Source organism: Propionicimonas sp. T2.31MG-18, assembly GCF_964266745.1.
Classification (GTDB): Bacteria; Actinomycetota; Actinomycetes; order Propionibacteriales; family Propionibacteriaceae; genus Propionicimonas.
In genome coordinates, this window is record NZ_CAXWGX010000028.1 from 134,392 (window position 1) to 153,878 (window position 19,487).

Annotated in this window: 14 protein-coding genes and 1 tRNA gene; 12 read left to right on the plus strand and 3 right to left on the minus strand. The window is 70.3% G+C overall.

The window, feature by feature from the left end:
- The first annotated feature begins 22 nt into the window (after nucleotides 1-22).
- The 6 genes from ACFQQJ_RS15150 (at nucleotide 23) to ACFQQJ_RS15175 (ending at nucleotide 4,502) form a co-directional block, all read left to right on the plus strand.
- Nucleotides 23-646, plus strand: coding sequence for a MazG family protein (locus ACFQQJ_RS15150; protein ID WP_377108028.1), 624 nt, complete (start codon nucleotides 23-25; stop codon nucleotides 644-646).
- A gap of 137 nt (nucleotides 647-783) precedes the next feature.
- On the plus strand, nucleotides 784-2,067 hold the full coding sequence (eno, locus tag ACFQQJ_RS15155) for a phosphopyruvate hydratase (RefSeq protein WP_377107735.1): 1,284 nt from the start codon (nucleotides 784-786) through the stop codon (nucleotides 2,065-2,067).
- A gap of 139 nt (nucleotides 2,068-2,206) precedes the next feature.
- Nucleotides 2,207-2,764: a septum formation initiator family protein gene (locus ACFQQJ_RS15160; protein WP_377107737.1), complete on the plus strand. Its 558-nt coding sequence runs from the start codon at nucleotides 2,207-2,209 to the stop codon at nucleotides 2,762-2,764.
- 231 nt (nucleotides 2,765-2,995) lie between these two features.
- A complete protein-coding gene (locus ACFQQJ_RS15165) occupies nucleotides 2,996-3,490 on the plus strand; it encodes a DUF501 domain-containing protein (protein WP_377107739.1) in 495 nt (164 codons plus the stop codon).
- Nucleotides 3,483-4,403 carry an exopolyphosphatase gene (locus ACFQQJ_RS15170; protein ID WP_377107741.1) on the plus strand — a complete coding sequence of 307 codons (921 nt, stop codon included), beginning with the start codon at nucleotides 3,483-3,485 and terminating at the stop codon, nucleotides 4,401-4,403. The genes ACFQQJ_RS15165 and ACFQQJ_RS15170 overlap by 8 nt, the downstream gene beginning before the upstream one ends.
- 25 nt (nucleotides 4,404-4,428) lie before the next feature.
- Nucleotides 4,429-4,502 (plus strand) — tRNA-Leu (locus ACFQQJ_RS15175).
- Between the two features lie 147 nt (nucleotides 4,503-4,649).
- Here ACFQQJ_RS15175 and ACFQQJ_RS15180 read toward each other — a convergent pair.
- Both ACFQQJ_RS15180 and mobF read right to left on the minus strand, forming a co-directional pair.
- Nucleotides 4,650-4,886: a helix-turn-helix domain-containing protein gene (locus ACFQQJ_RS15180; protein ID WP_377107742.1), complete on the minus strand. Its 237-nt coding sequence runs from the start codon at nucleotides 4,884-4,886 to the stop codon at nucleotides 4,650-4,652.
- 22 nt (nucleotides 4,887-4,908) lie between these two features.
- The gene (gene mobF, locus ACFQQJ_RS15185) at nucleotides 4,909-8,748 is read right to left on the minus strand and encodes a MobF family relaxase (RefSeq protein ID WP_377107744.1); all 3,840 of its coding nucleotides are present in this window, start codon (nucleotides 8,746-8,748) and stop codon (nucleotides 4,909-4,911) included.
- Nucleotides 8,749-9,671: 923 nt separating this feature from the next.
- On the opposite strand from mobF, the gene ACFQQJ_RS15190 reads away from it, so the two are divergent.
- Nucleotides 9,672-10,100 (plus strand): hypothetical protein, encoded by a 429-nt coding sequence (locus tag ACFQQJ_RS15190; protein WP_377107746.1) that lies wholly within the window; start codon nucleotides 9,672-9,674, stop codon nucleotides 10,098-10,100.
- Nucleotides 10,101-10,458: 358 nt separating this feature from the next.
- Here ACFQQJ_RS15190 and ACFQQJ_RS15195 read toward each other — a convergent pair whose 3' ends face one another.
- A complete protein-coding gene (locus ACFQQJ_RS15195) occupies nucleotides 10,459-10,722 on the minus strand; it encodes a hypothetical protein (RefSeq protein WP_377107748.1) in 264 nt (87 codons plus the stop codon).
- Between the two features lie 1,025 nt (nucleotides 10,723-11,747).
- On the opposite strand from ACFQQJ_RS15195, the gene pstC reads away from it, so the two are divergent.
- The 5 genes from pstC to ACFQQJ_RS15220 all read left to right on the plus strand — a co-directional run bounded on the left by pstC (nucleotide 11,748) and on the right by ACFQQJ_RS15220 (nucleotide 19,463).
- Nucleotides 11,748-12,827 (plus strand): phosphate ABC transporter permease subunit PstC, encoded by a 1,080-nt coding sequence (pstC, locus tag ACFQQJ_RS15200; protein WP_377107750.1) that lies wholly within the window; start codon nucleotides 11,748-11,750, stop codon nucleotides 12,825-12,827.
- Nucleotides 12,817-14,064: a phosphate ABC transporter permease PstA gene (gene pstA / locus ACFQQJ_RS15205; RefSeq protein ID WP_377107751.1), complete on the plus strand. Its 1,248-nt coding sequence runs from the start codon at nucleotides 12,817-12,819 to the stop codon at nucleotides 14,062-14,064. The genes pstC and pstA overlap by 11 nt, the downstream gene beginning before the upstream one ends.
- On the plus strand, nucleotides 14,061-15,659 hold the full coding sequence (gene pstS, locus ACFQQJ_RS15210) for a phosphate ABC transporter substrate-binding protein PstS (protein WP_377107753.1): 1,599 nt from the start codon (nucleotides 14,061-14,063) through the stop codon (nucleotides 15,657-15,659). The genes pstA and pstS overlap by 4 nt, the downstream gene beginning before the upstream one ends.
- Entirely contained in the window at nucleotides 15,649-18,234 is a 2,586-nt protein-coding gene (locus tag ACFQQJ_RS15215; protein WP_377107755.1) for a hypothetical protein, read from the plus strand. The genes pstS and ACFQQJ_RS15215 overlap by 11 nt, the downstream gene beginning before the upstream one ends.
- 116 nt (nucleotides 18,235-18,350) lie before the next feature.
- On the plus strand, nucleotides 18,351-19,463 hold the full coding sequence (locus ACFQQJ_RS15220; protein WP_377107757.1) for a hypothetical protein: 1,113 nt from the start codon (nucleotides 18,351-18,353) through the stop codon (nucleotides 19,461-19,463).
- Nucleotides 19,464-19,487: the final 24 nt, after the last annotated feature.

Here is a 19,487-nt window from a genome sequence, read left to right on the forward strand (position 1 = left end):
ACTCGGCCGGCTCGTGGCGGTGATGCACCGCCTCCGGTCCGGCTGCCCGTGGGACGCCGAGCAGACCCACGCCTCGCTCGTCCGCTACCTCGTCGAGGAGACCCTCGAGGTCGTCGAGGCGATCGAGGACGGCGACGACGACCACCTCACCGAGGAATTGGGAGACCTGCTGCTCCAGGTGGTCTTCCACGCGGAGATCGCCGCGGAGACCGGCCGCTTCGACATCGAGGACGTCGCCGGCCGCATCGCGGACAAGCTCGTCGCGCGGCACCCCTACGTGTTCTCCGGCACCCAGGTGCCCTCGGACCTCATCGGCTCGTGGGAACGGGCGAAGGCGGTGGAGAAGGACCGCGCCTCTGCCCTCGACGGGATTCCCGAGCGGCTCTCGGCACTGACGCGCGCACACAAGGTGCTCGTGCGGGCCCGCAGCCACGGGATCGATCCGGCGCACCTGGGCCTCACCGCGTCCGCCGTGGGGGCCGAGGGGCTGGGTGACGAATTCCTGCGCCTGGTGGCGCGCGCCGAGGCCCTCGGCCTCGACCCGGAGCAGGAGGCACGCGCGGCACTGCGCAGGCTCGAGGCCGGCGTCCGCGACCACGAGGGCGGCGCGACCCCCGTCGACACGACCGGGCCGGCCGGCACCTGAGCCCCGCGTCCACCGAGGCCCGAAGCGTCCGTCCGAGGCGTGGACGGCCCCTTCCACCTTCGCCCTCCCGTCATCCTCCGGGGGCCCCGGCCGGTAGGGTTAGCACCGAAGACCACACCGTCGGAAAGGCATGAATAGTGGCAAGTATCGAATTCGTTGACGCCCGTCAGATCCTCGATTCGCGCGGCAACCCCACTGTGGAGGTTCAGGTCGTGCTCGACGACGGCGCCGAGGGCCGCGCTGCGGTTCCCTCCGGTGCGTCCACCGGTGCGTTCGAGGCTGTCGAGCTGCGTGACGGCGATGCCGCGCACTACGGCGGCAAGGGTGTGCTGAAGGCCGTCGAGAACGTCATCGAGCAGATCGCCCCCGAGGTCATCGGCATGGAGGCTGACGAGCAGCGCCTGCTCGACCAGGCCATGATCGAGCTCGACGGCACCGACAACAAGGGCAAGCTCGGCGCGAACGCCATCCTGGGCGTCTCGCTCGCGGTGGCGCACGCCGCCGCCGATTCGGCCGGCCTGCCGCTCTACCGCTACATCGGCGGCCCGACCGCGAACGTGCTGCCGGTCCCGATGATGAACATCCTCAACGGTGGCTCCCACGCCGACTCCAACGTCGACATCCAGGAGTTCATGATCGCCCCGATCGGCGCGGCGACCTTCGCCGAGGCCCTCGAGATGGGCGCCGGCGTGTACCACGCGCTGAAGGCCGTGCTGAAGGGTCGTGGCCTCGCCACCGGCCTGGGCGACGAGGGCGGCTTCGCGCCGAACCTGGAGAGCAACGCCGCCGCGCTCGACCTGATCCTCGAGGCGATCGGCAAGGCCGGCTTCACCCCGGGCAAGGACGTGGCGCTGGCGCTCGACGTGGCCGCGTCCGAGTTCTACAACGAGGACGGGACCTACAACTTCGAGGGTGGCAAGAAGACCGCCGCCGAGATGACCGCCTACTACGTCGACCTGGTCGCGAAGTACCCGCTGGTCTCGATCGAGGACCCGCTGAACGAGGACGACTGGGACGGCTGGAAGACCATCACCGACGAACTCGGCGACAAGGTCCAGCTCGTCGGTGACGACCTGTTCGTCACCAACGTGACCCGCCTGCAGAAGGGCATCGACACCAAGACGGCGAACGCGCTGCTGGTGAAGGTGAACCAGATCGGCTCGCTCACCGAGACCATCGACGCTGTCACCCTCGCCCACCGCAGCGGCTACACCACCATGATGAGCCACCGCTCCGGCGAGACCGAGGACGTCACGATCGCCGACCTCGCCGTCGCCCTCGGCTGCGGCCAGATCAAGACCGGCGCCCCGGCCCGTACCGAGCGCGTCGCGAAGTACAACCAGCTGCTGCGCATCGAGGAGGACCTCGACGAGGCCGCCCGCTACGCCGGCGCCGCCGCGTTCCCGCGGTTCAAGGCCTGACCCGCAGCACCCGCTCCACAAAGTGGACCGAAACCGCCGACCACGGCGGTCTCGGTCCACTTTGGCGTGGTGGGCCGCGCGTCAGTGGGGGTGCGGCGCGGGGCGGCACCTATCCTTGGGCGGGTGAAGGGACGGGGCCATGGCACGCGCGACGCGTAGCCCGCGCAGCGCGAGCGCCGGTCCGGGCAGGACGCCCCGGCGCCGGGGTGCCCGCCCGTCCAGTCCCGGTTCGGCGTCCGAGCAGCCCGGGCGCGGGGACGCCCGCTCTGCGCCCGTCCTGCGCTGGGGGCTGCGGCTCACGCGGCGTGCCCTGGTGATGTTCCTCGTGGTCGTCGTGCTGGCGATCTCCTTCGTGGGCTCCCTGCGCATCTATCTCTCCCAGCAGCACGACCTGGCGGTCGCCGAGCAGCAGATCCGCGAGCGCTCCGCGCAGATCGCCGACCTCGAGTCGGAGCTGGCGCGCTGGGACGACCCCGACTACGTGAAGGCCCAGGCGCGCCAGCGCCTCGGCTGGGTGATGCCCGGCGAGACCGGCTACCGGGTGGTGGGGCCCGACGGGAAGCCGCTGGGCGGCGGCGTGGTGATCGAGTCCGAGCAGCGCCTCCCTTCCGGCGAACACGATCCGGTCTGGTGGGACCGCCTGTGGGGCTCGGTGCAGACCGCCGACGCACCCACCCGCAAGGTCACCGTCCCCTGACCCGCACGCTCGCCATCGCTCGCCGCCAGACGCTCGTCGCTCGTCCGCGCGCCGCTCGTCCCGCGCCGCTCCTGTGCTCGTCGCTCGTCCCCCAGCGCCCCGCCGAGGGCCAGCCCCTGTCGCCGAGGGCCAGCCTTGTTGCCGAGGGCCAGCACCCCGGTGCGAGCCCTCGGCGTGAAGGCTGGCCCTCGGCGGGCAGGGAGGGGGAACGGACATGCCAGAATGGCGGCCATGGAACCCCTGACCCCCGCGGACGTCGAGAGCGTCGCGGCCCAGCTGGGGCGGGAGCCGCGCGGGACGGCCGGCGTGGCGTGGCGGTGCCCCTGCGGGCGTCCCGGCGTGGTGGCCACCCACCCGCGCCTTCCGGACGGCACCCCGTTCCCGACCACCTACTACCTCACCTGCCCGCGGGCGACGGCCGGGTGCTCGACCCTCGAGGCGCAGGGGGTGATGGCCGAGATGACCGGACGGCTCGCCACCGATCCCGGGCTCGCCGACGCCTACGCCGCCGCGCACGAGGCCTATCTCGCCGACCGGGCCGCCCTGGGAGAGGTCCCGGAGATCGAGGGCACCAGCGCCGGCGGCATGCCGACCCGCGTGAAGTGCCTGCACGTGCTTGCCGCCCACGCCCTCGCCGCGGGACCCGGGGTGAACCCGCTCGGCGACGAGACCCTCGCCCTGCTGGGCGAGTTCTGGGCCCGGCCCTGTCTGGAGGACCGTGACTGACCTCTACGCCGCCGTCGACTGCGGCACGAACTCGGTGCGCCTGCTCATCGCCCGGGCACAGGACGGACGGCTGGTCGAGCTCGACCGCCGCCTGCACCTCACCCGGCTGGGCCAGGGCGTCGACGCCACCGGCCGCTTCCATCCGGACGCGCTGGCGCGCACGTTCGCCGCGATGGCCGACTTCGGCGAGCAGCTGGACGCCCTCGGCGTCCGCCATCGGCGCCTGGTCGCCACATCGGCCGCCCGGGACGCGGCGAACTCCGGGGAGTTCTTCGCCGGCGCGCGCGAGCGCCTGGGAGTGGACGCGGAGATCATCTCCGGCGAGGAGGAGGCCGGGCTGTCCTACGCGGGGGCGGTGAGCGCGCTGCCGTCCCTGCCGCAGCCCGTGCTGGTCATGGACATCGGCGGGGGCTCGACCGAACTGGTCCTCGGCGACGGCGGCACGCCGAGCGCCGCGGTCTCCCTCGACGTCGGCTCGGTGCGCCTGCGCGAACGCTTCCTGCACTCCGACCCGCCGTCCGCGGCCGAGATCGGGGCTGCCCGCCACTACGTCGACGGGTTGCTGGACGCCAGCGGGATCCCCTTCGCCGACGTGGCCACCTGGGTCGGCGTGGGCGGGACGGTGACCAGCCTCTCCGCTCTCGCCCAGGGCCTGCCGGCCTACGACCGGGCCCTCGTCCACGGGTCGTCACTGGCCGCGGACGAGCTCGACGCGCTCACGGCCCGGCTGCTGGCCATGCCGGTCGCCGGGGTGACCGCGCTGCCCACGATGGTGCCCGGACGGGCGGACGTGATCTGCGGCGGCGCCCTGATCTGCCAGACGGTGGGACGCCGCGCGCCGGCGCCCCTGCTGGTGAGCGAGGCCGACATCCTGGACGGGATCGTGCTCGGCCTGCTCTCCCGGGACGCCTGACCCGCGCCCCTAGAATCGCGCCGAGGCCCCCATGGCCCAACTGGCAGAGGCAGGCGGCTTAAACCCGCCCGAGTATGGGTTCGAATCCCATTGGGGGCACGCCCAAACATGCATTTCACAAGGAGAAATACATCGAGGTGACTCGGACCGGCCCGATTCGGGCCCTTATCGGGCCCTTAGGTACCCGCGTCTGTGCGCCAAATGGACGCGCAAGGGCCCGCTGGCGAGTGCCCGCAACAAGGCCGCTCAGGTCCAGGAGCGACGGATCGGCCGCACCGTGGGAATGGGCCGGAACAGCTCGTCGAGATCGGCCGTGCGCACACGGATGAGCCGCTGCCCGAAACGTGATGCCCGCAGCTGACCGTGACGGATGCGTCGACGCAGCGTGTCGACACTGACGCCATAGAGAAGTGCGGCCTGCTGAAGTGACAGCCACTCGGGGGCGGGCTGTCCCCAGACTGTGGGGTTGGCGGTGAGCGCCATGGCAACTCCTTCGTGGGTTCGGTCAGATGCTGATGCCGCGGTCGGGGTCTTGGGATCGCGAGCGTTCTGGGTAGGGGCGGGGTCCTGTGGGGGTGATGGTTTCCCAGTTGTGCCTCTCGGCCTCGCGTTGGGCCCTGATGAGCCCGGTGATGCGGTAGTTGAGGGCGTCGGCGGGGTGGTCGTCGGGCAGGGTGCCTTGTGCTGCGGCGCGCTGAAGGAGGTTGTCGACGTCGCGGCGTTCGGCGAGCTGGGCGAGGCGGGCGGCGAGGACGGGGAGGCGTGGGTCGCTGGCGGTGGCTGGTGCGGCTTGGATGATGCGGGGTGTCCATTCGCGGATGCCGGCTTGGGAGGTGTGGAGTTGTTGGTCGAGGTCGCGCTGGGCGCGGTTCTCGGCCGGGCTGGTGGCGTGGGGGCCGGTGGGTCGAAGGTCGTTGTCGGGCACGCCTTGGGCGGTCCGCCACAGCTGGATGTCGGCGACTAGTTCGGGGTCGAGCCCGGGGAGTTGTTCGGCCCAACGTGGGCGGTTCTCGGCGTCGTTTGCTGCTTGGTGGACTTGCTCGCCGAGTTGGCGGGTGAGGCTGTAGCGGGCGGACAGGTAGGTCTTCCAGTTGGGGTTGTCGAGGAGTTGGGTGGGGATGCCGGGGAGCCAGGGCAGGGGTCCGCGGGTGCGGCCGGCGGAGGCTTGGGTGAGGTCGAGTCGCGAGCACAGGACGGCGGCGGGGTCGTGGGCGTTGTCGAGGCCGCCGAGGGCGACGGCTTGGCGCAGGACGACCGCGGGTTTGTGGCCGTTGGCGGCGATGAGGATCAGTTGGCTGCGCAGTGCCGGCCAGGCGTCGGCTTCGGTTAGTCCGTAGCGTTCACCCAGCCAGTCGATGACTTGCTTGTCTTCGTGGCTCAGGTGGTGTTCGGCGGCGAGGCCGATGGCGTCGAGGTAGCAGGTGACGGCGGGTGCGAGGAGTCGGGCGGGTTGGTCGGCTTGGTCGAGGAGGGTGGTGGCGGAGGCGGGTGCGTCGTCGTGGCTGAGGATCTGTTCGAGCAGTTGGGTCGCGGTGGCAGGCTGGAGTAGGTGGCTGGCGACGGGGGCGGGGTGGGGGTCGGTGTCGTTGACTTGGATCCAGGCGTGGTTGGCGTGCCGGCCTCGGGTGAGCATGGTGTAGGCCAGTTGGCGGGACTCGGTGCCGGTGAGGAGGCCGTGGCAGGTGTCGGCGGTGACGCCTTGGGCGGTGTGGATGGTGGTGGCGTAGCCGAGTTCGACGCTTTCACCGACGTAGTCGGCGGGCAGGGTGAGCTGGTTGTGGTTTCGCTGGTGCTGGACGTCGATGGAGCCGTCGCGGTGAACGGCGGTGACGTGCCAGCGGTCGCCGTTGCGGACCCACGCCGTCTCCCCGGCGGTGAGGGTGCGGTTGTTGCGCCGGGTGAGCACCACGTCTCCGACGGAGGCGTGGTTGCCGTCGCTTAGCGTTGTCTCTCGGCCGGGTCGGGTGCCGTTGAGGCGGGCTTGGCGGGCGGCGGCGTTGAGTTGTGCGACCTGCTCCTTTGTGGGGGCGAGCATGAGCGCGTCGAGATCGGTCTGGGTGTCGGTCAGCCAGGCGTTCAGGAGTTGGGTGGTGGCGGTGTCGCGGTCGACGACGTGGACCCTGTTGTGGTCGAGGTAGTAGCCCAGGGCGCCGGTGTCCCCGGCGCGGAGGGCGAGGGAGGCGTCGGCTTCGGCGGGATCAGCGAATCGGAGGACCTGGTCGAGGTGGAGGGCGCCGTGGGTGGTGGCGATGTCGCGCAGGATGCCGCCGGCGCCGATTGCACCCAACTGTTGGTCGTCGCCGATGAGGCGGATGCTGGCGCCTTGGTCGAGGCACCAGGTGACGACGTGGTCGAGGGTGAGGGTGTCGGCCATGCCGGCCTCGTCGATGATCACCAACGTGCCCGGCCCCACGTGCTCGGCGAGGGGTTCGTGGTGGCTGATCGCCCACACCAGCTTGGCCAGGTTGTCCGCGACCGCGCCGGCGCCGAGTTGGCTGCGTAGTTGTTCGGCGGCCGCGGCGGAGGGGGCGAGGCCGAGGATGGTGCCGCCGCTGTTGGTCCAGGCGGTGGCGAGGGTGCGCATGGCGGTGGTCTTGCCGGTTCCGGCGGGGGCGATGGCCAGCTGGAGGCGGCGTCGGGAGGTGGCCATGTCGCGGACGAGGATCTGCTGGTTGGGGTTGAGGGGTTCGCGGTTGGCCATTGCCTGCAGCAGCGCGAGGCTGACCGAGTTGTGATCAGCTGCCCGACCGCCGGTGCGGCCGGCGGTGTCGACCAGGCGTCGTTCGGCCCACAGGATGCGTTGGGAGGTGTAGCGGGTCGCTTGGGGCCGCTGATACACCGAGGCGCCGTCCGGGCGGCGCAACATGTCGGGCTCGACCGGCATGGTCCGGGTGGTGCGGATCGGTATCGAATGCGCCGGGCCGAGCGCGCGGGCGACGACCGCGTCAACCGCGTGGTCGATCTGGTCGAGGGGGAGTGCGGCGGCCCGGACCTGGCGCAGGGCTTCGGAGCGGACGTTGAACGACGTCCACGAGGATCGCTTGCCCTCCACGACCGTGATCACGGTGGCCGCCGTCCGGCTCAGCCACGGGCCGTCGATACTGACCGGTTCGGCCGGGGCGTGGCGGAACACCTGGTGGAGGATCCGTTCGATGCCGCCGGGTCCGAGGAGCCGGTTGGCTTGGGCGGCCCAGGCGCGGCGTTGGTCGGCCTCGGCGCGGGGAGGGTGCTTGCTCTCCCGGGTGGTCAACGTTGCCTGCTGTTCCAGGTCGAGCTTCTCCACCGCGGTCGGTGGCCGTTCGTGGCGGTCCTCGAACTCGGCCACCAGTTCGGCGGTCACCTTCGTGATGGTCTCCCGCCGGGTCGACCAGCGCCTGTTGAGCGCGGGGTCGACGCCGGCGATCTCGTAGACGGGCCGCTTGTCTTCGCGGCCGACCGCCACCATGGTCAGGCCGAGGGCGCGGAGCCGGGCGGTGAGGCTGGTCAGGTACACCTCGGAGAGGGTGACCTTCGCCTCGTAGACCAACTCCCCGTTGATCGCCATCCAGGCCCCGTCGAGGGTTTGGACCTTGTTCGAGATCGCCACATGAGTGTGCAGGTCCGGATCACCGGCCCGGGAGTCACGGTGGGTGAACCGGGCCGCGACCATGCCCCGCACCGGGACGTGCCGGGCACCCTTGTGGCCCTGCCGGGTGAACAACACCCGAGCCTCACATTCGGCCAGCGTGTCCGACACGGCCGCCTCGTGGACCTGCCGGATCGCCGCCGCCAAGGGTGGGGGAGCGATCGCCCACACGCTGGAGACCGACTTCGGCGGGGACAGCGTCACGTCCCACCCGGCCAGCGCCATCCGGGGCTTGCGGGTGTTCTTGGCGATGAAACCATGCAACTCCCGCGGCCCGGCCGGCGGCCGGCCATGGCGGGCGGTGAACCATTCCCGCCCCAGGCTGGTGCGCAGCGACTCCCGCACCCCCTCCGGCACCGACATGCCGGGGACCCAGGCGTGCTCCTCGCGCCAATCCTCGAGGCGGCGGGCGAGTTCGGTCTCGAACGGCGTCGGGGTGTTGGCGAACACCGAGAACGCCCGACCCAGCTTCGCCCCCGTGGTCGGGTCCAGCCCGGCACCGAACAACAGCTTCATCTGCTCGCCGGTCACCACCGAGCCCGGCTCCACGCCCAGCCCGGCAAGTCCGTGGCCCCACCAGGTGCCGGGCGACTCACCTTCAGCGGTGTAGTAGTCGGCCAGGCTGCCCCTGCCCAGGCCGGTCGCGTCCTGCACCGCGACCTGCCGCACCAGGTACTCATAACCCGACCCGGCGCCCAGCTTCACCAAGCCGATCGCCACCCGGCTCACCCCCTTTCCATCACCACTAAGCCGACGAGGACCCCCCGATTCGGACACCCGACCGCCGACGACTCCTGACAGGACCAGAACCTCCTCACCCCCTTAAGCTCAGAAACCGGCCCTATCCGGACACCCCGACGCCGACTTCTTCGCACAGCTCGGAATCCGGCTTCGGTGACCACCACCCTCCAGGGGAGCACCAGCACAGCAGGGCAACCTCCCCCCAAACCGCCGAAAGCCAGCCCTCCAACGGCGACGATCGCGGCGGTAGGCTCGCGAAACCCCTAGTCGCAGGCACCTCCCCCAACCTCCCCCCGATCCACACCCGACGCGCTTGCCAAACACCCGTATCGACAACTTGGGTTGACATGGGCTCAGCCGCGCCGAGACCGAACCGCTCGACGAGATCGAGAACGCAAACAACGGCGAGAGGCCCCGACCCCATCGCCAGCTTCGACGGCGACGCCCTCCAGGCCATCCTCAGCGCCCTGCGAGACCGGAACGCCGCCCAGGCCGCATTGACGCCGCCCTCGCCCAAACCCGCGCCCAAGGCAGAGCGCCCAGACGGTGGTCGTGCTGCGGGAAGAGCAGGAGAACTTGCTGTAGATCGGCTTCGTCGGCCCGCCGAGGCGGCGGCCGCCTACAGCCTGGAGTTCCTGCGTTCGCGTACCAGGTTGGGTCGCCCCCAAGAACGCGACCACGAGGCCGGATGGTGATCCAGTTCCGGCTCGACCCCGAACGTGCTGCACACCGGGACGCCGACGCCGCCCGGAACACAAGTCCCGCTACCAGATCCTCCCCGAAGCCCTCGACCAACAACTCGCCAACCGAATCCCTCACCCATCCACGCCACCGCCGAAACGCTCGACCACCCACTTCCCGAGAACCACGAAGACAACACCCAGAACAGCCCGAGCAATCCGATGTCACCAGCCCATACACCCGGTGCAAACCGGTGGGGCCGAGCCAGCCTGCTGCTCGACGGCACCGAGGGCCAGCACATGCTGGACAACATGGCCGCCGCACGAAACGGCAGGCAGTTGCTCCTGAACGAGGACCCCGGGAACACCCCGTACCTGGCCAGCGTCTACAGCTACAACCTGCGCACCGACCGGCTCACCAAGGTCGCAGAACACGACCCGAACCGGTTCACCGAGGGCGGCAGCGGGTTCCTGACCACCGACGAGGAGTCCTCGGGGACCATCGACGTGTCCCGGCTCTTCGGGCGGGGCACCTATCTGGCCACCACCCAGGCCCACCAGGGCCTTGCCGATCCCGAACTCGTCGAGAACGGCCAGCTCCAGCTCATCCGTGTCTCGTGGACCGACCACGGGCGCGGCCGGAAGCAGTAGCCCCGGGAGGCCGGCCATGCTGCCCGGCGGCGCTCACCCGAGTCGCCGCCGAGCAGCACGACATCGGGAAGCAGTTGGCCCTAGGATTGCGCCGCGTTGATCGCGCGCCGGAGGGTGAACGCGGCCCGCAGCTCGGCAGCGAGAGCCGCGTCGGCAAGGACGGGCTCAGGGATAACCTCCGCCGCCCCCAATACCCTCGTGCTGGCACCGTATCCCCGCTCGACCTGGACGACGGAGAACCTGCCGAACCGCCTCATGTGCCGCCGGTGGAAGCCGCCGGTCGCCGGTCTCCACTCGTGGCCTGGTTCGCCACCGGTCTCGCACCACTCGGGGCACGGGTACGGAACCGTGTCGCCGCTCATGGCCGGGTTCCGGCGGAGAGTTCGAGGCTGTTGTAGCCGAGGCCGTCGACGAAGTCTCCCCAGTCGGTGCCGACGAGCTTGCAGAACTCGATGAGCTCCCGAACCGGCGTCCAGGGCTGGTGCCCGTCCAGTCTCCGTTCGAGCTCGTCGGGCCGGATGCCGATCCGGTAGGCGACATAGCCGTGGTCGAGCCCCGAACGTTCGAGGGCATCGCGGGTGAGGTTGGCGATCGTCTGCCGGGCCTGTTGTCGTGCGTCCATACCCGCCATGCTGCGTGGCGAGGGTGAACGGATGCCATCGCTGGGGCGAACTGCGCCGGTCCGTCCGTCGCCGGCTCTCTGCGCCTGGGGCGGAGCGCGTCGAAGGATGTGGCACGGCGGTCGGCGCTCCGAGTGCCATCTATCTGACCAGATCGGGTGACGCGGGTGGCACTGTGTGCCTGAACCGAACGGATCAAGTTCATTCGTTGGCGCGACTGGGCCCGCGAAGGTCTGGGTACCGGGAACCGGCTGCATTCGTCGTCGATCAGACGGTCGGCCATGTGGAAGCCGTGGCGGGCCTGAGGATTCCTCAGTGAGGCCCGTCGACGGGGTGAGGGCTGTGGCGCGGGGTCGCGATGCCTCCCCGCTAGCGCGGATGCTTGCTCGCATGGTCCCTACAGCCGAACTTGACAGGGCAGGTCACCAGTTTGTATACGCTCGCATTCCTGGCAGGAAATGAAAACACGCAGACCGCTTGACAGCGTCAGGCGCCGCCCGTCGGGCCCGTTTAGGGAAAAGCGCAAGGGGTGCGACGAGACGTTGCGCGATTGTGTGGTATTCGTCGTTTCCTGCGTGTGAAAGCCCCACCGGCAGTCGTTCCTTGTCGGCAGCGAGGACGACTCACCCTCGGGTGAGCCCGCCGGCGGGGAGGGCCGCCGCAGGGCAGGCGATGCCCCGTGTCGCATCACATCGGCACCGGTAGCCTCTGCGGATTCGGGGCGGGATCAGGCACTGTCGAATCTGCGCTTGGCTACGGGTCGAGCACCGACTCGTTCATGCGACCCCGACCTGCGGGACCGTCGCTCGGGCGGGTTGTGAGCGAGGCATCCCCTGGGTGGCAGCCGAGCTGCCGTTGCGCCACGTGCGGCGGAATTCACGTCTCGTTAACGTTGTTTCCTGCGCGGCGTCCTATTCATTGAGATGTCCCGGACTGTTCATCTGAAAAGGGCCGCTGCGCAATGGTGCCCGGTGAAGGATGGGGCCGTCGCGTGCCGGGGGCATGCACAAAGCCTGGGGGGGTGCCGATGGCCAGCAGAGTCACGCTGCCGTGGCGATCCGCGTCGCCGATCGGCCCATCGTCCACCTCGTCCGGAGCAGCACCGGTGCCGCTCGACGGCCCAGGGGTGCAGGCGGACGCACCACGGGCCATCGCGAGCCGTGACCCGCTCAGCGACCAGGTCTTCCGCCGCACCGCCTTCGCGGCCGGCACCATCACCGTCGGGATCATGCTCGCGGTCGGCCTGTTCCTCTCGCTGCGTGCCGCCGACGCGCTCGGCACCATGGGGGTGTCCTTCCTGTACGTGCAGGACTGGTCCCCGGAGACCCGGACGTTCGGCGTCGCGGCGATCCTGTTCGGCACCGTCACCATCGCGCTGATCGCCCTGGCGGTCAGTTTCCCGCTGTCGCTGGGCACCTCGCTGCTGCTGTCGGAGGTGGTCAGCGGACGGCTGCGTGGCTTCCTGGTCTCCCTGGTCGACCTGATGGCCGCCGTCCCGAGCATCGTGTTCGGCCTGTGGGGGGTCTACTTCCTGCAGGGGGCGATCATCCCGGTGTCCCGGTGGATCTCGATCTGGTTCGGCTGGATCCCGGTCTTCGCTGTCACCGACGCCAGCGGCGCGCCCTACACCGAGGCGAGCGCGTTCACGTCCTCTGCGTTCATCGCCGGCATCGTCGTGGGCTTCATGGTGGTGCCCACCCAGACCTCGATCATGCGCGAGGCGTTCGCCCGGGCACCGATCGGCGAGCGGGAGGGCGCCTACGCCCTCGGCTCCACCCGCTGGGGCATGATCCGCGCGGTCGTGCTGCCGTTCGGCAAGGGCGGCGTGATCGGCGGGACGATGCTCGGCCTCGGCCGGGCGCTGGGGGAGACGATCGCGGTCTACATGATCATCTCCCCGATCTTCACCATCAACTGGCAGGTCTTGAAGACCGGCTCCAACTCGGTGTCGGCGCTGATCGCCCTGCGCTACGGCGAGGCGAGCGAGTTCGGCCTGTCGGCGCTGATGGCCGCCGGCCTGGTGCTGTTCCTGCTCACCCTCGTGATCAACTTCACCGCGTCGTCGATCGTCGCGCGTTCCCGCTCGGGGGCCCAGAGTGACGGTTGACGTCGACGCCCCGACCGCGCTGGTCGCCCCGGCCGGCCCTGCCCCCGGACGGACCCGGCTGCACGCCACCCCCGACCTCCCGGACGGGCCGCGCCGCGACGTCCGCGGCTTCACCGCCCGGCAGAGGTTCGAGCTGTTCGGCGGCGCGGGGGCCGGTCTCGCGCTGGCCGTCCTGCTGTTCGGCTGGTTCGCCCCGCTGTCGGGCGGGATCGGGCTGGCTGTGGTCGGCTTCCTGTCCTTCCTCGGGCTCCACGTGCTACTGGTCTCGCTCGACTCCGACGCCCAGGATGTGAAGGACCGCCTCGCCACCGTCCTGTTCGCCTCCGCCGGCACGCTGCTGTTCGGTGCACTGGTGTTCATCGTCGCCTACACCCTCGCCCGGGGCGCGGAGGCGCTCGGCCACCCCAACCTGCTGTTCCAGACGATGGAGAAGTCCGGCCCGCTCGACCCGCTGAGCTCCGGCGGCATCGCCCACGCGATCGTCGGCACGCTGATCCAGATCTCGATCGCGCTGGCGATCTCGGTGCCGCTGGGCATCGGCACCGCGGTCTTCCTGAACGAGGTCGGCGGGAAGTTCGCCCGGTTCGTTCGCACCGTGTCGGACGCGATGACCGCGCTGCCCTCGATCGTCGCCGGCCTGTTCGTCTACGCCGCGATCATCCAGGGCGTCACCCACGAGCGCTCCGGCTTCGCCGCCGGCATCGCGATCACCGTGATGATGCTGCCGATCATCATCCGCTCGGCGGACGTGGTGCTGCGGCTGGTGCCGCACAACCTGCGCGAGGCGTCCTACGCGCTGGGCACCTCCCGGTGGCGGACGGTCTGGCACGTGGTGCTGCCCACGGCCAAGTCGGGCCTGGTCACCTCGGTGATCCTCGGCACCGCGCGCGGCATCGGCGAGACCAGCCCGGTGCTGCTCACCTCGGGCATCACCGCCGCGATGAACACCAACCCGTTCGCGGGCCCGATGATCTCGCTGCCGCTGCAGGTGTTCGACTTCGTCCGCTCACCCGAACCCACGATGGTCGCCCGCGGGTTCGGGACGGCCGCCGTCCTGCTGGTGCTGGTGCTTGGCCTGTTCATGGCCGCCCGCGCTCTCGGCGGACGCGTGCCCGGCGACCTGTCCCACCGGCAGCGGCAGGCCGTCCAGGCCGCCTCGAAGCGGGACGAGGAGCGGTTCGCCGCCCGCGCGTCCGGCGCCGTGCCCGCCGTCCACACACCCAGGAGGTCCGCATGAACCGCCGGTCCACCCGCGTCGCCGCCGTCCTGTCCGCCCTCGTCATCGGGCTGCTGGTCGCCGTCCCGGTCGGCCCGGCGCGGGCGGCGACCTACTTCCCGATCACCGGCACCGGCTCGACCTGGTCGCAGAACGCGCTCGACCAGTGGCGCAGCAACGTGGCGAAGAACTACGCGATGACGGTCAACTACACCGGCGCCGGCTCCACCTCCGGACGCCGCGACTTCATCGAGGGCACCGTCGACTTCGCGATCTCGGAGATCCCGTTCCAGGCCAACCCCGAGGACGGCTCCGCGCCGGAGAGGCCGACCCGCGGCTACGCGTACATGCCGATCGTGGCCGGCGGCACCAGCTTCATGTACCACCTGAAGATCAGCGGCAAGCGGGTGACGAACCTGAGGCTGAGCGGCGAGACGATCACGAAGATCTTCACCGGCGCGATCACGAGCTGGAACGACGCCGCGATCCAGGCCGACAACCCGGCGCTGGCGATGCCCAACAAGAAGATCGTCCCGGTGATCCGCTCCGACGGCTCCGGTACTTCCGCCCAGTTCACGCTGTGGATGTCGAAGCAATACCCGTCGCTGTGGAAGAAGGGGATGACATCGCAGTTCCCGAGCTTCGGCAACGCGAAGGCACAGAAGGGTTCGGACGGCGTCGCCGGCTACGTGTCGCAGAACTACGGCGAGGGCGCGATTACCTACGTGGAGTACTCCTACGCCAAGAAGGCCGGCTTCCCGGTGGCGAAGATGCTGAACAAGTCCGGCTACTACATCGAGCCGACCGCCTACTCGGTCGCGGTGGCGCTGATGAGCGCGAAGATCAACACCAACGAGGGGTCGGACGCCTACCTCACCCAGATCCTCGACGGGGTGTACAACAGCGGCGACCGGCGGGCGTACCCGCTGTCCAGCTACTCCTACGCGATCGTGCCGACCGAGGTGGCCGGCATCTTCAACACCAACAAGGGCAACACCCTCGGTGCATTCATGCGCTACGTGCTGTGCGAGGGCCAGCAGCAGGCCGACACCCTCGGCTACTCCCCGCTGCCGATGAACCTGGTGATGGCCGGCTCTGACCAGATCAAGCGGATCCCGGGCGCGGGCAACAAGGGCATCGACACCGGCAGCTGCAACAACCCGACGTTCAAGGCCGGCGACTCGCCGTCGAAGAACCAGCTCGCGGCGAAGGCGCCCTACCCGGCCGCGTGTGACAAGAAGGGCACGAGCCAGTGCACGACAGGCACCGCCGGAGCGACCGAGAGCACCGACGTCACCGGGACGGGGACGGGCGGGACGGCGACCGGCACCAGCTCAGGCACCACGAGCGGGACGACGTCCGGCACGTCGTCGGGTGCCGGCACCACCAGCACCGGGTCGGACCCGGTCTACGACGAGAACGGCAACCTGCTGACGACGGGGACGGGCGGCAGCACCGGCGGCGGGGCGGCGTCCAGCCCGTTCACGCTGCCCGACCAGGGCATGGGCGGCGCCCAGTGGCTGATGGTGGCCGCGGCGCTGCTGCTGGTCGCGGCCGTGGTCGTGCCGCCACTGGTCTCGCAGCGGCTCAAGGGGGGTGACGGCAGTGCCGTCTAGCCTCCGCGCGCGCCGGGCCGTCCTGGCGCTGGCGCTCGTCGGGATCGCCGCGGCCGCCTCGGCCGCCGCGATCCACACTGCGGCGCCTGCCCGCGCCGAGACCTCCACGTCGGCGAAGACCGTCTCCGCGAAGGACTACGACCCCAACCACGCCGACGCCCCGTTCCCTGACCTGGAGGTGACGGTCTCCCAGACCGAGGACCTGATCCAGCAGGGCATCACCGTGAGTTGGAAGGGCGGCAAGCAGTCCGCTGCGCCGCAGGGCAACGTGGGCGGCGCCGACTTCCTCCAGATCGCCCAGTGCTGGGGCGACGAGCCCGGCAGCAACGGCGCCCGTCCGGACCGGCGCACCTGCCAGTACGGCGGCACGGGCAGCTGGGGCGCTACCCGCGACGGCAACACGATGCCGGAGTCGGTCGCCGCCGAGGACGAGCAGTACTCCGCCGACCTCGGCGGCTACTTCTACACCGGCATCCCGTTCGTCGCCTACAACCCCGACCGGATCGTCGACGAGGAGCAGGCGCCCGAGGAGAAGGTGCTGACCAACACCACCACCAGTGCCGCCGGCCAGGTCGTGCTGAAGCCGTCCCTGATCCGGTTCGACAACAACGAGTTTTTCACCTCGCTGACCACGAACGAGTTGAAGTGGGCCCCGTCGGGTGCTGACGGCACCGGGTCGACGCCGTTCGAGCTGCAGACCGCGATGCAGTCGCCCGGTCTCGGGTGCGGCACCCCAGTGAGTACGGACGAGGGCCAGTCGTGCTGGCTGGTAATCATTCCCCGCGGCCAGGCGGACAACGGGTCCTCGCTGATCAACACCCCCGGGCTGTGGTGGGACGCCTGGCAGCACCACGTGGCGGTGAAACTCGACTTCCAGCCGCTCGGGGTGACCTGTGAGTTGGGCGCCGCCGAGCGGCAGTTGGCGGGCAGCGAACTGGTGGCCGAGGCGATCGCCTCGTGGCAACCGGTGGTGTGCCAGGGCGGCTCCCCCTACACCCTCACCCAGATCCCGGAGCCGGACGCTCTGCTGGCGGCGGCGAGCACCACACCCAGCGCCCTGGCCTTCACCTCCCGGCCGCTCGACCTCGACCAGTCGGGCTACGAGGCGGACCCGATGGTGTACGCGCCGGTGGCACTGGGGGGCATCTCGATCTCGTTCGCCATCGACGCGTTCCCCGGTTCTTCGTCGGATCCCAAGCACCGGGAGCGCGCCGGCCTGCCACTCACCCGGATGAAGCTGACCCCGCGGCTGGTCGCCAAGCTGCTGACCGCCTCCTACATCGACGCTTTGCCGAGTGGGGCGAGCCTCACCCACATCGGTTACAAGAGCTTCAAGGAGCCGGGCAAGAACGCCCGCAGCCTGGTGTACGACCCGGACTTCCGGGAGATCAACGACCCGGAGTGGTCGGCCCAGCTGCTCGTCGGGGCCTCGGTCTCGGACGCGCTGGTGCCTCTGGGGCGCTCGGACCTCGCCGACCGGGTCTGGGAGTACGTGCTCGCCGACGCCGACGCGAAGGCGTGGCTGAACGGCAAGGCCGACCCGTGGGGAATGGTGGTCAACCCCTGCTACTCGACGAACAGCAGGGTCAGTGCCACCTGCCCTGTGGATGAGAACGCACCGGCGACGGCTGCGCTCGAACTGCCACGCGACGACTTCCCCAAGGCTGACCCCTCCGAGAAGGCGGACACCACCGAGTCCGATCCCAATAGCGGCAGCGGACCGGTGAACCTGGTGACGTGGCGGCCCTACACCAACGGCTACGCCGACGGCGCCTACCGGGTGCTGCGCGGAGACGGCATGCAGCTCGGCGCCTGGGACCGGTTCTCGACGCCACCGAAGTTCGGCAAGGAGCAGCGCCAGCTGCTCGGCAGCCGGAAGGTGATCGCGCTGACGTCCACCCCGGCCGCCCACCTCTACCAGACCGAGAGCGCGCTGCTGCAGAACCCGGCGGGGAAATTCGTCGAGCCCACCACCGACAGCCTGCTCGCCGCGGCCGCTGCCATGACTGTGGCGGCCAAGGGCAGCGACGTGCTCCGGTTCGATCCCTCGTCGACGAAGGCGAAGAGCGCCGACGATGCCTACCCCCTCGCCGTGCCGGTCTACGCCGCCCTCAACCCCAGGCAGAGCGACGCGGACCAGCGCTCTGACTACGCCAGGCTGATCACCTACGCCGTCGAGTCGGGCCAGAGCGAAGGCACCGACGCCGGTAACTTGCCGCCCGGCTACGCGCCCCTGCCCGCTGCCTGGCGGAGCCAGGCGCTGACCGCGGCGAAGGCGATCAAGGACGGCAAGGTCGCTACGAGCACCCCGACCGCGTCGCCGACGTCGAGCGCCACCTCGAGCAGCAGCGGTAGCGGCTCCCCTGTGACGTCAGGCTCGGTCGACGGCGCCCAGCCGACGGCGAGCGCTGACCCCGCGGCCAGCGGAACGAAGGCGGGCGAGTTGCTCGGCGCCGCGACCGCCGCAGACCCCGGCGTCGGCGGCATGGGCGCGGTGGTGCCCACCGCCGGCCTCGTCGGACTCGGCGCCCTCCTCGGCGCCCCCCTGATCTCGCGCTTCAGGCGGTCGCCATGAAGGGCTAGGTCCCACTCAAGCCATAGGCCGGGGGCGTCGGAACCGCACCCGGCCTACGGGATGGCCGCAATCCCGCAGCCATCTTCAACTTCATCGATCTTGGAAGGAATCGACTGATGAAGTTTACACGACCCGTGGCCATCGGCATCGCCGCCGGCCTCGCGTTCGGCGCGTTCGGCGCCTCCACCGCCTCGGCCGAGCCGGTGTCGGACAGCTACGTCATCGTCGGCTCGGACACCCTGCAGGACGTGGTGAACGCGCTGATCAACGGCACCAACATCACCGGGCCGACGCTTCGCTCGACTGCCAGCGGCGCCTTTGCCGGCTCGTACGACGCAACCGGCTCGACGCTGATCCAGACGAAGACGCTTGGCCCGCGGTTCGGTCGACCCAACGGGTCCAGCGACGGCGTCAAAGCGCTGAGCCGCTCGATCGACGGCGCAGCGTACAAGGCCGGGACCGCCGGTTCACCGACCGTCGTCATCACCGGCCAGGTCGACATCGCCCGGTCCTCCTCGGGCGCGACGGCTGTCGCCGACGGCCCGCTGCGCTACATCCCCTTCGGGCGCGACGCGCTCAGCTACGCCCACACCGGCACGGCGACCGCCTTCGACAGCATCGACGCAGCGACCCTGAAGGGCCTGTACGAGTGCACCGTCACCCAGGTCGGCGGGGTGACAGTCACCCCGGTCATCCCGCAGGCGGGCTCCGGTACCCGGAAGGACTTCCTGGCCAAGATCAGCTCCACCGAGACGTTGATGAAGGAAGTCTCCGAGGGAGGCTGCGTCGTCGTCGGCCAGGAGCACGACACCGAGTTCCTCGCCGACGGCACCACCGCGTTCCCGGCGAACGCCGTGACCCCGATGTCGGCCGCGCAATGGGTGGCCCAGAACACCGGCGCCGGCATCGACCGTCGCGGCGCCAACGCCAAGATCGGCTCCCCGACCGGTGTGTCCCCCGTGACCGGGACCGGCGCGGCCATGGAGCCGAACTCCGCCTTCTACACCAACACCACCTGGGGCCGCGACACCTACCTGGTCGTGGAGAACGCCCGGGTGACCCTCGGCGACCCGAAGTACGACGCCGCGCTTGCAAACCTGGTCAGCACCTCGTCGTCCAAGCTCGGCAACACCGGCACCGCGGCGACCAGCCAGGCCGGCTCGGTGAAGAAGAAGTTCGGCTTCCTCGCCCCGGCATCCACCACGCCGTTCCGTGCGGCTCTCGCGTGATCCCCGAACAACGAGACGACAAAG

Coding starts and splice junctions, on each gene's coding strand:
- ACFQQJ_RS15150 (WP_377108028.1), top strand. CDS start 23: ATGCACCGCCTCCGGTCCGGCTGCCCGTGGGACGCCGAGCAGACCCAC.
- ACFQQJ_RS15160 (WP_377107737.1), top strand. CDS start 2,207: ATGGCACGCGCGACGCGTAGCCCGCGCAGCGCGAGCGCCGGTCCGGGC.
- ACFQQJ_RS15165 (WP_377107739.1), top strand. CDS start 2,996: ATGGAACCCCTGACCCCCGCGGACGTCGAGAGCGTCGCGGCCCAGCTG.
- ACFQQJ_RS15180 (WP_377107742.1), bottom strand. CDS start 4,886: ATGGCGCTCACCGCCAACCCCACAGTCTGGGGACAGCCCGCCCCCGAG.
- ACFQQJ_RS15190 (WP_377107746.1), top strand. CDS start 9,672: ATGTCACCAGCCCATACACCCGGTGCAAACCGGTGGGGCCGAGCCAGC.
- ACFQQJ_RS15195 (WP_377107748.1), bottom strand. CDS start 10,722: ATGGACGCACGACAACAGGCCCGGCAGACGATCGCCAACCTCACCCGC.
- pstC (WP_377107750.1), top strand. CDS start 11,748: ATGGCCAGCAGAGTCACGCTGCCGTGGCGATCCGCGTCGCCGATCGGC.
- pstS (WP_377107753.1), top strand. CDS start 14,061: ATGAACCGCCGGTCCACCCGCGTCGCCGCCGTCCTGTCCGCCCTCGTC.
- ACFQQJ_RS15220 (WP_377107757.1), top strand. CDS start 18,351: ATGAAGTTTACACGACCCGTGGCCATCGGCATCGCCGCCGGCCTCGCG.